General features: G+C 45.2%; 10 protein-coding genes. 6 read left to right on the top strand and 4 right to left on the bottom strand.

Features of this window, described 5'->3' with window-relative positions:
• The first annotated feature begins 2 nt into the window (after positions 1-2).
• From NNC77_RS00880 to NNC77_RS00855, 6 genes are all read left to right on the top strand, one after another.
• Positions 3-1799: a RagB/SusD family nutrient uptake outer membrane protein gene (locus NNC77_RS00880; protein ID WP_254969625.1), complete on the top strand. Its 1797-nt coding sequence runs from the start codon at positions 3-5 to the stop codon at positions 1797-1799.
• 28 nt (positions 1800-1827) lie between these two features.
• Complete coding sequence (locus NNC77_RS00875) at positions 1828-3132, top strand: glycan-binding surface protein (protein ID WP_254969624.1); 1305 nt, start codon at positions 1828-1830, stop codon at positions 3130-3132.
• A gap of 71 nt (positions 3133-3203) precedes the next feature.
• The gene (locus NNC77_RS00870) at positions 3204-5219 is read left to right on the top strand and encodes an IPT/TIG domain-containing protein (protein WP_254969623.1); all 2016 of its coding nucleotides are present in this window, start codon (positions 3204-3206) and stop codon (positions 5217-5219) included.
• Between the two features lie 114 nt (positions 5220-5333).
• Entirely contained in the window at positions 5334-5789 is a 456-nt protein-coding gene (locus NNC77_RS00865; protein WP_254969622.1) for a T9SS C-terminal target domain-containing protein, read from the top strand.
• On the top strand, positions 5786-8140 hold the full coding sequence (locus tag NNC77_RS00860; RefSeq protein ID WP_254969621.1) for a cellulase family glycosylhydrolase: 2355 nt from the start codon (positions 5786-5788) through the stop codon (positions 8138-8140). The genes NNC77_RS00865 and NNC77_RS00860 overlap by 4 nt, the downstream gene beginning before the upstream one ends.
• 6 nt (positions 8141-8146) lie before the next feature.
• Entirely contained in the window at positions 8147-9211 is a 1065-nt protein-coding gene (locus tag NNC77_RS00855) for a hypothetical protein (protein ID WP_254969620.1), read from the top strand.
• 483 nt (positions 9212-9694) lie between these two features.
• Here NNC77_RS00855 and NNC77_RS00850 read toward each other — a convergent pair whose 3' ends face one another.
• The 4 genes from NNC77_RS00850 to NNC77_RS00835 form a co-directional block, all read right to left on the bottom strand.
• Positions 9695-10978: a glycoside hydrolase 5 family protein gene (locus tag NNC77_RS00850; RefSeq protein ID WP_254969619.1), complete on the bottom strand. Its 1284-nt coding sequence runs from the start codon at positions 10976-10978 to the stop codon at positions 9695-9697.
• 141 nt (positions 10979-11119) lie between these two features.
• On the bottom strand, positions 11120-12433 hold the full coding sequence (locus tag NNC77_RS00845; RefSeq protein ID WP_254969618.1) for a glycoside hydrolase family 5 protein: 1314 nt from the start codon (positions 12431-12433) through the stop codon (positions 11120-11122).
• Between the two features lie 215 nt (positions 12434-12648).
• Complete coding sequence (locus tag NNC77_RS00840) at positions 12649-14463, bottom strand: cellulase family glycosylhydrolase (protein ID WP_254969617.1); 1815 nt, start codon at positions 14461-14463, stop codon at positions 12649-12651.
• Between the two features lie 30 nt (positions 14464-14493).
• Complete coding sequence (locus NNC77_RS00835) at positions 14494-16617, bottom strand: hypothetical protein (protein WP_254969616.1); 2124 nt, start codon at positions 16615-16617, stop codon at positions 14494-14496.
• Positions 16618-16647: the final 30 nt, after the last annotated feature.

The raw sequence follows: 16647 nt of genomic DNA, 5'->3' as shown, positions 1-16647 counted from the left end.
TTATGAAAAAATACAATATATATAAAACGGCCGTTTGCGCATTCGTCTTGGGTCTCAGCTTGTCTTCTTGCGGGGACTTTCTGGATCAGCCAGACAATTCCAACTACAATGCAGACACGTTCTATAATGGTGATGCAGAGTGCTATCAAGGCGCCAATTCTCTGTACAGTATGCCATGGTATGATTTCCAAAGAGGTTTCTTCAAAGTTGGTGAAGTTATGTCAGGAAACTATTATTGGTGGGGAAGTGAAGATACTCAATACTGGAACTGTAACGTATCTGCCAATAATGCCAACCTGAAAGATATGTCTTATTCACTTTGGACAGTCAATGCCTACGCCAACACCATTTATGATAAACTGAAAGGTGCCAACGCAAGCGCAAGCGTTAAGAGTGCATGTATGGGAGAATGCCTGACATGGAAAGCTATGGCATACTTCTATCTTGTACGTACATTCGGTGCAGTGCCAATCATCCATAACAACACAGACATTATCGGTGCTGGTACATACAATGACCAGTATAAGGCCAACATAGAGGATGTATACGATTACATCATCATGACCTTGAAAAAAGCCATTGAACTGTTACCGGAAAAAGATCCTACAGGTCTTGGACGTATTGATAAATACAGCGCAGAAGGCTTGCTTGCCAAGGTTTACCTGACAAAGTCTGGTTTCGATCCAGCAACTACAACTTACGAACAGGGAAGTGTGGCATATATCAAGACCACCAATCACCAGCGCAACCAGGAAGATCTTGACAACGCTGCCAAATATGCAAAGGATGTTATAGACAATAGTGGCAGAAGTTTGGAACCTGCAGCCAATTTCCCAGCAATGTTCTACAGCGCATACAAAGGTCCTGAATCACTCATCGCATGGCACTGGCGTGCCACACGTGAACCTTGGACATCTCAAAACTCACTTCAAAGTGACCTCGCTATTTCGGGTTTCGATGAAACAGGTAACAACTGGGGAGGATGGGCTGGTCCATCAGTAGACCTGATAGAAGCTTTCGGAGATAATCCAACAAGCCAGACTAGAAACAACACCGACATCCGCCGTAAGGCTACCATGATTATGGCTGGTGATAAATACGACTATTTCTACACAGACTGTGGCGGTTTCGATTTCCTGAAGCACGTATATAAAGGATACGAGAAGCACCAAGGTAACGGAGAACTCCAGAGTCCAACAGGAGCACAATGTGCCAAGCATCTTGTTGGTGATAAAGCCGACCATAACTTGCATATAGGCTGCGACTTTGATGTGATGGCTTATGGTAACTATACTCAGCTGTTACGTCTTGCAGATGTTTATCTCATCTATGCAGAAGCTAAGATAGGTAATGCTGGCTCAACAACAAATGCATCTGCCATTGATGCATTCTACAAAGTTCGCAACCGTGCGGTATCTACATACGAACGCCCAACATCTATCAGTTTCGAAGATGTATGGAAGGAGCGCAGATTGGAGTTAGCACTTGAGGGCGATCGCTGGTATGATTACGTACGCAGGTTCTACTTCGATCCTGATGCAACAATTGCTGAGTTGAACGCACAGAAGAGAAATGAGTATTATGGTCTGAATGCGCTCTATGAGACATGGTACAACAAGGGTAGCTATGATGGTCCTTGGAACTTGAACAGCGATGTAAGATACAATGATGATCCTGGTAAGCATCAGAACGTTCAGGTGAGCAGTTTTACCATCCCATTCCCTACAGAAGATGCAACCATGAACCCTCATTTGCTGGAGGCACCACAGCATGTTGACATTTCTCAGTTTACTTATTAATATAAGAAACCTCAAAAACAGAACAATTATGAAGCTAAATAATAAAATATTAAGTGTCATGCTTCTTGGAGCTACAGCATTTACAGGACTCAGCATTACAAGTTGTGTGGATGAGCCTGACAAATATGAAATAGCTGGTGGAACTCCTTCTATTGATTACGTTCGCCTGTGCGATGTAACCAAGAAAGATTCCATGTTAACTGGAGCATACATGGGTACAAGTATCTGCCTGGTCGGTAACAACTTGAGAAGTATAACAAAAATGCTCTTCAACGATCAGCAGGCTATTTTGAATACAAGTATGATTACAGACCATACCTTGATTGTAGATGTACCAAAGACTCTTACTGACAATCCTACCAATAAGATTTACATGTACAACAAGGATGGTGAGTGTACTGAATATGACTTCAAGACGCTCGTACCAGAACCGGTGGTAACATCATTGAGCAATGAGTTTGCAAAAGATGGCGAAACAGTAACCCTGAAAGGCGACTACCTGCTGGATTACGAGAATGCTCATCTTAAAATCACATTCCCAGGCAACGTAGATGTTACAGATTTCAAGAGCATTTCCAAGAGTGCCGTTACTTTTGTGGTACCAGAAGGTGCACAAAAAGGATTTGTCACAGTAGAAAGCATGTATGGAAAAGGTAAGTCTAAGTTCTATTTCCGTGACGACCGCTGCATACTCTTCGACTGGGATAATGACGGAGATGACGCAATAGCAACAGGTCATGGCTGGCGTGATGGAATTCAAAATGGTAACCGTATGAGGAATGATGTTGAAGGAGTTCAGCCTCTTGACGGAAATTACTACTACTTAGGAGGCAAGACCGTTAATTTCGATTCATGGGCTGAAGATGAATACTCATTCAACTACTGGCCAGAGCCGGCTGCAGGTTATCCTGAGTTGAACTCGCTGATGAAATGGGATGATGTTGACAACATGCAAGTGAAGTTTGAGGTTAACATTCCTAATGATTGGACAGGCTTGTCATTACAGGTATATTTTACCGGTAACGACCAGGTAACATACTCAACAGGCAACAACAACTATCTTGCAGATGACAAGTTTCCACGTGCACTTTGGACTCCATGGTATGGAGCAACCAACAACACATTCAGCACTTCAGGAAACTGGCAGACTGTTTCTATTCCATTATCAGAATTTGCATACGACAGATATGGAAACAAATTGGGTGGTTTGAAGTTTGAGAATCTCACAGGTATGACCATGTTCCTCTATACAGGACCATACAAAGAGGCTACTGTAGAATGCTCACCAACAATTTGCGTTGATAACATTCGTGTTTGCCCTATCAATGAATAAAATTTGCTGATGCTGGCAGCCATCAAACTGCCAGCACTGCAAACAAACAAAAACAATAAACGTCAATCATTATGAAAAGACATAATAAATCTTTCCTCTGGTTGGTTCTGCTACTGATATGCAGTACATTTGCGTTCACATCATGCGACCGTGATGACTTGAACACCGACCAGTATGGCAATGAAATATCTGTATTATCATACGGTCCAAACCCTGTACTCCGTGGGGGTGTCCTTACTTTCAAGGGAGCCAATCTTGACCAAATTACAGAAATAGATCTTCCTGGTGCAGAAGCTATTACCAGCATTAATGTTGTTACATCAGGAAAAAACTCAGAAATCAACATTGAAGTTCCTGCAGAAAAATGTGAACCAGGTATTGTTACATTGAAGACCGCCAAGAATGGTGAAATCAAGACACTTACCCCAATCACATACATTGAGAATTTGAAATTCACAGGTTTCTACGTAGGTGAAAACAAGGAAAACCTGGTAGGTAATGTTGGAGACGTCCTCACTATTGAAGGCGATTATCTCAACAATATTACATCTGTCATTTTTGCCAATGGCGCGACTATGGATGCCGAGAATTTTAAATCTCAGACCCGCTATCAGATTCAGCTGGTAATCCCAGCAGAAGCAGGAGAAGGCAGATTCCAGATTAGCGATGGAAACAACTACATGTATTCTGAAGGTGCTTTAAGTATCAATGCTCCTGAAATCGATGCAAACAATGCTATCGGTAAGTCTCTCATCAAGGCTGGTGAAACAGAGGTCCTCAGAGGTACTTCACTTGACCAGATTGCAAGTATTGAGTTGAATGGTGCAACCGTAGAAGCAGCTGACTTCAAGTCACAAACAGCTTCTGAGATTACCTTCATTATCTCTTCTAAGGTAGCAGACGGTGAAATTACAGCTGTAACAAAAAGCGGTATAAGAATTCCTTTCGGTGAGATTACAACCGTTGTTCCTAGCCAACTCGTTGCAACTCCTTCCCCTATCAAGAACGGTGCAGAACTCACCATCACTGGTAAGGATATGGATCTGATTACAGGTATCGCATTCCCTAACGCCAAGGAATCTAAGCTTAACAAGGTTGAGACAACAAAGGTTACTTCTACAGTACCAGAGGATGCACAGGAAGGCAACATCACTTTGAGTCTTGATAATGGCAAGACCGTTGCAGTAGCCTATACATTGGTTAAGCCAACAGTTACCGCTTGCACTCCTGCTGCTATCACAGCTGGCGAGAAGACCATCATCAAGGGTACAGATCTCGACCTCGTGAAGAGCGTCACCTTCCCTGGCGATGTAGAGCAGACCGTAGAGAAATTTGCAGCACAGAATGCCAATGCCATCGCAGTAACAGTTCCTGCAGCATGCGCCGGTACAGGCTTCAAGCTCAACCTGAAGAATGGTACCACTATCAACATCGATGGTCAATTGAGCATCAAGGCAGCTACAGATCCAGCAATTGCATCCGTAACACCAGGTGAAGCTATCGCAGGTTCTACCATCACCATCACTGGTAAGAACTTCCAGAACATCCAGAACCTCTATATCGGTTCTTACAAGGTAAACCGCTATACATCTCGCACCAATACAGAGATTGTATGCCAGGTTCCAGCCAATGCTGAAGTTGGCACCTACAAGATCGTGATGGAAGACCCAGACGGCAACAAGATTGAAGGTCCTGAGTTCAAGGTAGTTCCTGCAGAAAAGGATATCGCTACTATCACAACCAACATTGACAACAGCGCCATCAAGTATCCATACAACTTCACTTGGGATGACACCGGTCGTTTCCGTATCATGAAGGCAGACCTCATCAAGTTGGGTGTCAAGGTAGGTTCCAAGATGCTCTTCTATAAAGAAGCAGGAGCTACCGGTCAGGTTCAGATCAACAACGCCAACTGGGGCGCTATTGATACTGTATCAGACTGGGATGGTAATAAGGATTGCATTGTAAAAGTATTCGATGCAGCCATGATGGAAGCCGTGAACAGCATCTCTGACGGTTGGGGTGATACTGCATTCATCCTCCAGGGCGACCTGAAGAATGTAACCAAGATTGCCATCCTTCCATAAGATAGAAATATTTAACATAAAAAACGCATTTATGTGAAATATAATTCGTAAATTTGTGGCGTAGTTATATTAACTGCGCCACATTTTTAATTAAAACCAAAACATCAACCCGATATGAAGAAAATAGCATTATCCTTACTGATAGCTCTGAGCTGCATCTCTGCCAAAGCTGCAGACGGCAAGTCGCTGTTCGTATCATTCAACGATGGTAGCAAGATAGAGTTTGCACTGAGCACTCAACCGGAAATAACCTTCGGAAATGACAAGATGACCGTGACTTCCACTGCCACTACCGCCAGTTACGAACTGTGGAAGGTTTCTACCTTCACCTACGGTACCACTACGGGCATCCAGCAAATTGAAGCCAACAGTAAGTTTGCCTTCGAAGGTGACCGCCTCATCGTGGATGGAACCCACAACAAGGTGAGCGCCTTCGCTCTCGACGGAAAGGCTGTAAGCCTCTCCCCTATCCTCGCCGGAGACAAGACCATCATCCCGCTGGATGAGCTGACCCACGGCGTATACATCATCAAAATCAATAACAAATCCATCAAAGTAGCAAGACAATGAAAAAGATATTACTCTCACTCCTGGCAGTAATGATTTCATTCACTGCCTTGGCACAAACTGATGGTGACAAGATTACCATCAACAATTCGGAAGGAAAGCAAGCTGAATGGAATCTGACTGGCGAAAGCAATACCATCAGCAGCATGAAGCACAATGCCAACAACCAACTGGAAATTTATCTGAAAGGTCTGGAGGACTTCGGTGCTTTCGAAACCTACGACATCAACAAGATCAACAATATCTCCTTCTCTATCTATCACGAAAGCGAAGTAGGCGATGTGAATCTTGCAGACCCTTCAGCTACAGACAAGACCAAGCGTCTCTACAAATATCTGCAGCTGAATTATGGTAGCAAGACCCTCTCTTCGGTTATCGCCGACGTTAACTGGAACACCAAGGAAGCTGATAGAATCTATAAGGCAACTGGCAAATATCCTGCTATGAACTGCTATGATTTCATTCATATCTATGTACCTAAGCAGGGTTCCAACGGATGGATCAACTACAACGACATCACTCCTGTCACCAACTGGGCAGACCAGGGCGGACTGGTATCGCTGATGTGGCACTTCAACGTGCCTAAGACAGAAAGCACCACTCTGGGAACAGATGGAAGCGGTGTGACCTGCACCCCATCCGAAACATCCTTCAAAGCAGCCAACGTATTTACTGCTGGCTCTTGGGAGAACAAATGGTTCTATCAGGAGATGGACAAGGTGGTGGAAGTTCTGCAGAAGTTGCAGGACGCAGGCGTTGTTGCCGTTTGGCGACCATTCCACGAAGCTGCCGGTAATGCCTGTCTGAAATCAGGTGCCAGCTGGGGTAAATCCTGGTTCTGGTGGGGATATGATGGTGCCGAGACCTACAAGAAACTCTGGCAGACCATGTTTGATTACTTCCAGAACAAGGGAATACACAACCTGATATGGGCTTGGACCACACAGAATTACAATGGCGATGCCAATACCTATAACAATGATGCCGACTGGTATCCCGGCGACAAGTATGTAGATATCATCGGTCGCGACCTCTACGGTTATGATGCTGCCAAGCAGTCTCAGGAGTTCAAGGAGATTCAGGCACGCTATCCTGGTAAACTCATCGCTCTGGCTGAGTGCGGAACTGATGCCAACAGCAACACAGCTGGCATCGATGAGGCATGGAACGCCGGCGCGAAATGGAGCTTCTTCATGCCTTGGTATGGAAGCAGCATGCCATCCAACGACTGGTGGAAGGCAGCATTGAGCAGCAAGAACGTGATTACCCGTGACCAGGTGAACCTGAATGCCAACTACGTAGAGGAAAGCGCAGTAGATGCTGTGAAGAACATGGGCATCGGTACCAATTTCGGCAACTGCACAGATGTGGTAGCCATGTGGATGAACATGAACAGCAACTCGGTTACTGATTTTGAGAAAGCTTGGGGACAGGAGCCAACGACCAAACCGATGGTAGATTTCCTGAAGAAGAACGGTTTTAATTCCGTCCGCATCCCCGTTACCTGGTTCCAGCACATGAAGGAAGACGGAACCGTGGATGAAGCCTGGATGAACAGAATACAGGAAATCGTTGATTACGTCATTGATAACGGAATGTACTGCATCCTGAATGTTCACCATGATACAGGTGCAGACGATGAGAAAGTAAAGCACTGGATCAAAGCCGATGAAGCCAACTACAACGAGAACAAGGAGAAATTCGAGAGTCTCTGGACTCAGATTGCCACCCGTTTCAAGAACTACGACCAGCACCTGCTCTTCGAAGGCTACAACGAGATGCTAGATGCTGACAACACCTGGAATGCGCCAAAGAATGCTAGCAGCTACAAGGGGCTGAACGGATATGCCCAGAGCTTTGTGAATGCAGTACGTGCTACCGGTGGCAACAACGAGACCCGCAACCTCATCATCAATACCTATGCTGCAGCTAATGGTGACGACGTATTGAACAACCTCGCCATCCCTACCGACAAGGTGGATGGTCATATCGCAGTAGAAGTTCACACCTATGCTCCATGGGACTGGTTTGCCCAGAAAGGCAAGTGGGATGCTTCCTGCAGCAAAGAAATCAAGAATATGTTCACCCGCCTGAACAAGAAGTTCATCAGCAAGGGCATACCTTGCATCATCGGCGAATACGGTACACACGGAAGCAAGAGTGTCAGCAAAACCAGTTCTGCCAGCGAAATTCAGGCTGCTGCCGACCAGGCTGCCGACATCGTGAAACAGGCAAAGGCTTACGGCGTAGCGACCTTCTACTGGATGAGCATCTTCAGCGAAAAAGACAGAACGGTTCCTCAGTGGACACTCCCTACAGTAGTGGAAGCAATGAAAAAGGCTTATAATGAATAACAAATTATGAGAATCAAATATATTATATTGATGTTCGCGGCCCTCCTGGCTTTCTCTTCATGCGGTGAGAAGAAAAAGAAATCGTATGACGAGATTGCCATGAGCGGTCTCACAACCCGCACAGAGAATCTGAAAACCAACATCAAGGCGTATGCCAACAAAGGTACGCTGATAGGCCAGATGTATGGAACCTTAACCGGAATAGGCTGGAACCGCTGGCAATGTGACAGCGACCGATGCGACTTGAAAACTCTCTGCGGTTACAGACCGGCTGCAAATGGATATGAGTTGGCTGGCATTGAAAATGGAAAATCACAGAACATAGACGGCGTTCCGTTCAAGGCTATCAGGGAAGATGTGCTGAAACACTTTCGTAAGGGAGGCTTACTCATCATGAACTGGACAATGCCTGATTATAACGGCAATAATGATATGCTGGAGGAATATACCAAACAGGTTGCCAAATATCTTGATACACTGCAAGATGGTTATGGTATCAAAGCACCTGTAGTACTCAATCTTCTTCCTGTAGACGGTAAGACATGGTACTGTAAACTCAGCAAAGACGACTATATCAGTCTTTACAAGAAGATACAGGATCTCTTGGATGACGAGGATGTAACGAATGTAGTTTATAGTTATTCTGAAACCTACCAGCCGGGCAAGAATCTGATGGATCGCTATCCGGACAACAAGATTGATGTGATCAACGTGACATATCTGCAAAGCAAAAATGCCATCGACCTCCCACTCTACCAGAAGAGCATCAAGGAGATTGTGAAGCAGGCTCTGCCTTTTGCCCAAGACCACAACAATGCCTTCGGACTGACAACAGGAGTAGAATCTATTGGTGATTCCAGTATTTTTTCAGAGACATTGCTTACAGTACTCAAGCAGCATCACATAGCTTACCTGATGTTTGGCAGAAACCAGGGAGAACCGATTGAGGAGCATTACTATACTCCATATCCTGGTGTATCGAACAAGAAGACTCATGGTTTCATGGAAATGATAAATGATGAAGTTTGTGTTTTCCTGGAAAAGCTAAACGGACTATATCTTGAACATTAATCAATGTTCGAAACGGATAAAATCAAAAAGAGAGGGCATTCACATACCCTCTCTTTTCTTTTCAACAAACTAAAAATATAACTCTATACTACTGAAGTTTATCTGGAGTTCAAATGAGGCTCACTTGATTCTGGGCAAGATGTATCTGAAATTACATCGCGACGTATCTGGCGCTGCGTCGTGACGCATCTGTTACTGCGTCGGGACGTACCAGATGCTACGTCGGGACGCAATTTCGGGAACACCAAAGACGCCTGAGTATCGCTATTTTTATGGCAATATATGGCAGATTATGGCAATTAAAAAGCTATTGCAATATCGGTACATTCTCATAATCAAACAGTTACCGAATTATATGGCAATATGGCAATTCTTTTACGAAAAAAACATAAAAGTATTATTATAAAAAGTCAAACAAAAAAAGGGTGCACCATGAACTGATGGCACACCCTTCTAAAACAATTAACAATTTCACCAAGCTTATTACTTACCAATCTTCTTCATTCTGTCTACCTGCGTCTTTACTACATCCAATGTAGATTTATCGGTAGAGAAAACGGAGTTCAAACCTTGCGCTTCCTGAGCAGGATCACCGGTATAGTCATCACCTACCTGCCACTGCTCATGCTTAGGATTGGCAAAGCCGCCCCATCCCCAGAAGTTACAACCGGCAAAGTAACCTCCGGATGCAGCATTGTCGCCAACAAGACTGAACACATACTTATAATATCCATCACGTGCTTCTGTTGTAGAAAAAGTTGAAAAAGAGAAACCATCACGAGGATAGCCGAACTCCTCCATCACCAATGGCTTCCTGATACGTCCGCATACCTCAAGATGTTCATCAATATACTCCTTTGTGTTCTGGCAGGAGATTCCCAAATCTTCCTGCAAATGGTCTTTTCTCGCCCAACTCCAGTTGTATGGCCAAAGATGAATGTTGCAATAATCTACATTCTTGTCGGCACAGATCCGTTCCCAACAGTTCAGTTCACCTTCACATCCCCATTTGCCTTCGCTACCGATAGAAATCAGATGATTCTTATCGAGCGAACGGATCAGCTTACTCGCTTCACCCAGCCATTTTTCGAAAGCAGGCAACTGCTCTTTGCTGAAAGCACGAGGCTCGTTACCTATCTGCCATGACATGATGGCCTGGTCGTCCTTATACTTCTTCTTTGTATATCTGTTGGTTCTCGTAAGTATGAATTTCACATAATCATAGAATAGCTGATGCGCCTTTTCGCAGGATGCATATTTGGCGACGAAGTTCATGAAGGCAGGATATCCATCTTCGTTAGGACGGGGAGCCTGGCCCAAACCAGCCTGCTCCAGGTAATAGCCATAACCGCCACTCCATTCCCAGGAATTGTTCAGATAGAGCACGGCCAGCATCTTGCGTTTGCCCATCTCCATCAGCAGATAGTCGAGACCGGCAAGAATCGTATCATTATAAACGCCCGGAGCTTCCTGCAGCGTCGGCTCAACCTTGGTCTTCACTCCTCGCTTTCCATCAGAGCCCACCAGGATGCGGAGGTTGTCAATGCCCATCTCCTTCATTTTATCGAGTTCCTTGCAGAGACGCTCACGGTTGCCGCCCTGTCCTTCTGAACCGAGGATGGCACCATACCAGAAATTGGTACCTACATAATAATAAGGTTTACCGTCGCGAACGAAATGTCCGTCCTTCACCTGCACAAAGTTTGACTTCGCAGAAATATTGCATGTAGCCAATGCCATCATCAATAAAACAAATATCTTCTTCATCTATTTATTAAGTTTACAGTTTAAAGATTCATTTTCGGTTGCAAAGATACTAAATAAGGGCAAAAAAGCATGATACTTTTTTGCCCTTTCTACATATAAATCTAAACTATGCTTATTTATTATTGCTTTTACTGCTTTTTTCTAAGGTTTCGGATAGATTTTCAGGTAATCTTCCATCCCTTCGGCTGCTCCCTGCATCACACCTTTAAATATATAGGAGTCGGAAACCACCTGCTTCTTTCTGTCGAAGATGGTCATGTGAGGAAGAGGCTGCACATTGATATCCCAGACGTATGGGATAAGACCTGCCTTCATCATTTCGGCAGTCACAGCACCATACCATGCCATCATACTCTCATTGTGCTTCTCCTGATTACCACCGAAGAGAGAGGCATCCTTACGGTTGGCACCATATTCACCGATGACTACCGGATAGCCCTTGTCCACAAACTTCTGTTTCATCTTCATCACCTGATTGGTGATATGCTGGTAGGCATCCACGTTCTTATTATTATACCAGATGGTGTTTACGGTTCGTCCCTGGTCATCGGCAGGCGCATGTCCTTTCCAATAAAGAGCCACCTTGCCCCAATCGGCATCTTTGTCCATCAAGGTAAATATATAAGGATCGTAGAAATGAACCTCTGCCATCAGGCAGTTCTTCGCCTTATCCTTCAGACGGGTGATGTCGTAAGAATCCTTGGCTGCCAAATCAATCTCGGTCTTTGGAGTCTGTACGATGAGTACACGGCTGGCATTATTACCACCGGTAGCACGGACGGCATCGATAAACACCTGTTCGTATGCCAGGAGCCGGTCGGCAAACTCCTTACTATCAGGAGCCAGCATATCGCCTTGAACCTGCGGACTGGCGCCTCCCACTCCCGGTTCGTTGAGGGCAGCAAAGAGAACCCGCTGGTCATACGTCTTGAATTCTTTTGCTATATTCGTCCACAGCTTGCGGAACATCTCCTTATATTCTGTCACATTCGCCCCACTGGTAAAGGCATCATGCTCCATCCATCCGCCATCCCAGTGTTCGTTGATGATGACACAGAGACCGGCATTGAGACCATAGTTTACGATTTCCTTGATTCGTTTCATCCAGACAGAATCTATGGTCATATTCTCCTTATCCGCAAGATGTCCAGCCACCCAGGATGTAGGAATGCGAAGACTGTTGAATCCCTGCTGTTTCAAACTCCGGATATAGCTCTCAGTAGTCTTATCATTCTGCCATGAAGTTTCTGACTTCAGTCCTGCCTGATTGGTAAAGACATCATTCCAGTCGCACGCCTCCATCGTATTACCCAGGTTGACTCCTGGAGCCATATAGTGAGCCAGTTCGGTAGCCGTGAGTTTCATTTTCGAGATACGGCCATCCACTGGTTTAACCTGTGCACCAGCCCAAGCGAAATGAGCGGCAGCCAATATAATCATAACTATCTTCTTCATATATCAATCTAACGTATTATCGGGTTTTGAAGTTATCATGTTGCAAAGATATCGAAAAAACTGTAGCGTGAATGTATACTTTTGATAAAAGGATAGGTATATTATGTTAGGATGTACGATATTTGCACAAAAAAAGGACGCACATCAGAGAAAGATTCTCCGATATGCGTCCACACCTACTTTATATCAAACCTAAAGACTTAATATCTCGTTTTTTATTTAGCAGGCCACTTTGCTGCTGCAACAGCAGCCTGGATACTCTCAAGCATATTAGCATTGCTAACACTTGCACCAGCACGGTTGAAGATAGTCATGCTAGGATAATTACTATTTGTATCCCAAGCCATTGGAACACAACCATTATTGATAGCACTAGTTACAACAGCCTTGTAATAGTCCTTAACTGATGCATCATGAACAGCATCCTTACCGATGGCCAGACGCTGGTTGGCACCAAACTCACCAATCACTACAGGATAACCCTTGTCGAAGAAGTTGGTCTTCATCTTCTTCATCTGAGCCTCTACATAATCCTCATTGTATTTAGCATCAGCTGTACGACCAGCCTCAGAACCATTGGTGTTGTTCTTGCCCCAATAGAGGCAATACTTACCCCAATCCTTGTCTTCACTCAGATCGGTAAAATTATATGGATCGTAGAAGTGAACCTCTACCATCAATCGGTCGGTAGCAGAATCCTTAATCTTAGACATGTAGTTGTTGGCTACGAATTTATCGATATCGGTATTAGGGCCCTGAACTATCAGAACTCGCTTGGCATTGTTGCCACCTGTGGCACGAACCGCCTCAATGAAAGTCTGCTCATATTCAGCAATTCTATTGGCCAAATCCGCAGTGCCCAGCAATGCATTGTCATCACCGCCACCCACACCAGGCTCATTCATACCGGCAAAGATAAGACGCTCGTCATAATTCTTGAAACTATTGGCTATCTGAGTCCAAATCTTGGTGAGTTTTGCCTTGGTAGCATCCACATCAGTAGCAGCAGTGAAGCCATCATGCTCAATCCATCCACCATCCCAATGCTGGTTGATGATGACATAGAGATTGTTCTTGATGCAGTAATCTACCACCTCGTGAACACGGGTCAGCCAATCGGCATCGATGGTGCAAGCCTCAGCATCTGTGATGTGCCCCATCACCCAAGAACAAGGAATACGGACGCTCTTGAAACCGGAAGCCTTCACCAGGTCGATGAGCTGCTGAGTAGTCTTTGCCGACTGCCAAAAAGTTTCAGAACCGATACCGGCATTCTTCCAGTTATTGGCAGCATTTCCTGCCTCCATCGTATTACCCAGATTCCAACCCGGATACATCAAGGCAGCAATATCCATAGCAGTCTTGCTCATATCACCAGTAGTAGTACCCTGCTCCTGGTTAATGGTAACAGCTTCTGTGATGGAAGTACTGTCGTTTACCACCATGGTATAGCTGATGGTTGCCGAACGGGCATTGCTGATGTTGGCAGCCACAGAATAGTTGCGGGTGTATTCCACCATGTTGGCACGAGAAGTAATCTCACTCACCCAGTCATTGCTGATTACCTGAGAATAACTTGCATTTGCCTTCAGGGTTACAGTAACCTGACCACCGGCAGCCCCCACATTCATGGTTTTACCTGATGATATGAGCAGTCCCTCGGTAGAGTTCTGGCTCACGGTGATAGTCTTGGTATCAGAACCAGCCGCTACGGTGATAGTTGCCGAACGGTCATCATTGGCAGTATTTGCCTCTGCCTTGATGAGGAAATGATGGGTAATACTAGAAGAGCCAGCCACTGGAGTTACAGCCAACCAAGCCGCTTCGGTAGAAACCGTTGGTACCTGAGCCGCCTTGACATATAAATCAGTCTCACCACCATTCTTCGTAAACGCCATATCAGAACGGGAAACCACGAAGTCCTTAGAGAGTCCTTCACCGCCTCCGATGGTATCCTCATCAGAACAAGCTGAGAAACTGACCATGGCAAAAGCCATGATCAGAAACGATAAAATTGTTATTTTCTTCATATTCATAGAATATCAAAATAATACGTATGATTACTTACTTGGAGTCAAGACATGATTAATCTTAACCTTAACCTGAGTAGGATCAACCAGGTCTTTCCACAAATCGTAGAGTTCGATGGACCAAACCACTGCACCCGAGCACTTATCTGCCAAAGAAGCGGAAACTTCGTAGGTGCCATCGCCCTTCACATAAGTGCGACCGAATTCAGAACCGCCCCAGTAGCTAGGATACCAGCTAGGTGTGGCATAAGAAAGTTCTGTCTTGTAGTTCTTGGAAGCAGAATCCTTCAGGTTGCCGTCGATACCTGTGATGGTGAAGTTGACAATCAGATTACCTGTGAATGACAAGGCTGAAGCATCCACTCCATTTGCCTTGGTATTACCATACTCATTGTAGATTTCAATGCGACCGTCTGTGCCGTTGCCATCCTTGTTGACGAACTCTGTCTTGGAGAAATCCATAGAGAATTCAGGATCCACATCAAACTTGATGCTCACAATCTCTGCAGTAATCTTGGATGCATCGATGGCATCAGCTGCCAGATTGTTGATATCCACACAGAATACTGCTGCACCTTCTGCCTCGGCACCACCTGTCTCCATCCAAACCGTATAGAGACCATCGCCAGTAACGTTGGCATCATACTTGGAATTATCAAAGGCTGACCAGCGACTTGGATCCCAAGAAGCATCACCATACTCCAAACCAGCCACATGACTGCCCGCACCTTCCTTCATGTTATCTGTCAAACCAGAAAGACGGAAAGTAACCACCATGTTCTTGGTAAACTTAATCTGAGCCTGGTTGATGCCAGGATTGCTGCCCGTAGAACCATACTGGTTGAAAATCTCGATACGGATTCTACCATTATTCTCAAGGTCGCCGACAACCAATTTGGAATTATCAACCTTCAACTCAGGTGACATACGAACAGGACGAATCGCCAAACCCAGGTTGCGGGCCGAAACACCAGATGAAGCAGTACCATTGATCAGATTGAGCGTCTGGCTATAATCCGTAGCGATGCTATAGTTATTGCCGCTCCAATACAAGCCCTGGTTGCCCTCACCTACCTTGGCAGTGCCATTGCGGTAACCGGTGTAAGGCATAAAGATACTGTTGCCATTGGCTGCAGTAAATCTGATACCCTTCACGCCCTTCACCTCAACTTCTGTCTGAGTGGTATTGGCAATCAACTCACTCATCTGATCAGCTGTAGGAGTAGAACTGCGCATCAAGGCACCCGCATCCACGTTCACCTTCTTCATGATATCCTTATCCGTACCGGCGATATCCTCCACTGTATTGTAATCGATGAGATAAGTACTCTGATTCACACCAGTCAAATCACCATATCCTAGAAGGGTACCTGTCTCTTCCTCTGATTCTGCACCCAGGTTGCATTTAGCCCAAAGGATGCTCAAACCCAAGTCAACATATTCCATTGTCTGCGCTGGAGTGGTAAAGCTCTTGGTCTCACCATAGACAAAACCATCGCCCAACTCAAAATATGATGTATAATAGTATGTAGTTCCAGGAAGCAAACCTTCCACACGTTGACTGATGGTCTTGGCACTGGCAGAGATTGGATAATCGATACCATTCTCTACATCCGCCTCAGAGGTTGAAATCTTGAAACCATAGTTCATCTGGGTCTCTCCCTCTATCAGGATGCCGTCCAAGCCATTGGCTGTAGCACTCAGGGTAGCCTTGGTAGCCGTAATATCCGTGGCTCCGGCTGTAGCAATCTGGGCATCGGTAGCCACGAAGCTCTTCACCTCACCAAACTTGGTTACTATGCCCTGCAACTGTACGTAAGTGGCATAATAATAGGTATTGCCCTTGGTCAATCCCGAGAGAGTGACGGTTACATTACCTTCGGCATCAATCACGCCTGGCTGCTTGGAGCCGGCTGTGGTAGGATCGGGGTTGGTACCGTAAACAACACCCACCGCATAGGCACCTGCATCCTGCTTACTCAAGTCCAAGACCTTGCCGCTGACTACTGCCGAAATAGCAGTAACAGAAGCATCTCCCGTCTCAATGGTGCTAATCACATTTCCTGTGGCTGCAGAGTAGTCATCATCATCGCTACAGGAAGAGAGCGAGCAAAGACCGGCCATCAGCAGCATCACACCTGCTAAATATTTCATTTTCATAATCTAATCCACATTAAAGTTTCT

It is taken from the genome of Segatella copri, assembly GCF_024330485.1.
In the GTDB taxonomy this organism is placed as follows: domain Bacteria; phylum Bacteroidota; class Bacteroidia; order Bacteroidales; family Bacteroidaceae; genus Prevotella; species Prevotella copri_L.
Note: the sequence above shows the minus strand (reverse complement) of the source record. Positions and strands in the feature narration are given on the sequence as shown.

Excerpts from the sequence above, each read along its gene's own strand:
- NNC77_RS00880 (WP_254969625.1), top strand. The coding sequence starts at position 3 with ATGAAAAAATACAATATATATAAAACGGCCGTTTGCGCATTCGTCTTG.
- NNC77_RS00875 (WP_254969624.1), top strand. The coding sequence starts at position 1,828 with ATGAAGCTAAATAATAAAATATTAAGTGTCATGCTTCTTGGAGCTACA.
- NNC77_RS00870 (WP_254969623.1), top strand. The coding sequence starts at position 3,204 with ATGAAAAGACATAATAAATCTTTCCTCTGGTTGGTTCTGCTACTGATA.
- NNC77_RS00865 (WP_254969622.1), top strand. The coding sequence starts at position 5,334 with ATGAAGAAAATAGCATTATCCTTACTGATAGCTCTGAGCTGCATCTCT.
- NNC77_RS00860 (WP_254969621.1), top strand. The coding sequence starts at position 5,786 with ATGAAAAAGATATTACTCTCACTCCTGGCAGTAATGATTTCATTCACT.
- NNC77_RS00855 (WP_254969620.1), top strand. The coding sequence starts at position 8,147 with ATGAGAATCAAATATATTATATTGATGTTCGCGGCCCTCCTGGCTTTC.
- NNC77_RS00850 (WP_254969619.1), bottom strand. The coding sequence starts at position 10,978 with ATGAAGAAGATATTTGTTTTATTGATGATGGCATTGGCTACATGCAAT.
- NNC77_RS00845 (WP_254969618.1), bottom strand. The coding sequence starts at position 12,433 with ATGAAGAAGATAGTTATGATTATATTGGCTGCCGCTCATTTCGCTTGG.
- NNC77_RS00840 (WP_254969617.1), bottom strand. The coding sequence starts at position 14,463 with ATGAAGAAAATAACAATTTTATCGTTTCTGATCATGGCTTTTGCCATG.
- NNC77_RS00835 (WP_254969616.1), bottom strand. The coding sequence starts at position 16,617 with ATGAAATATTTAGCAGGTGTGATGCTGCTGATGGCCGGTCTTTGCTCG.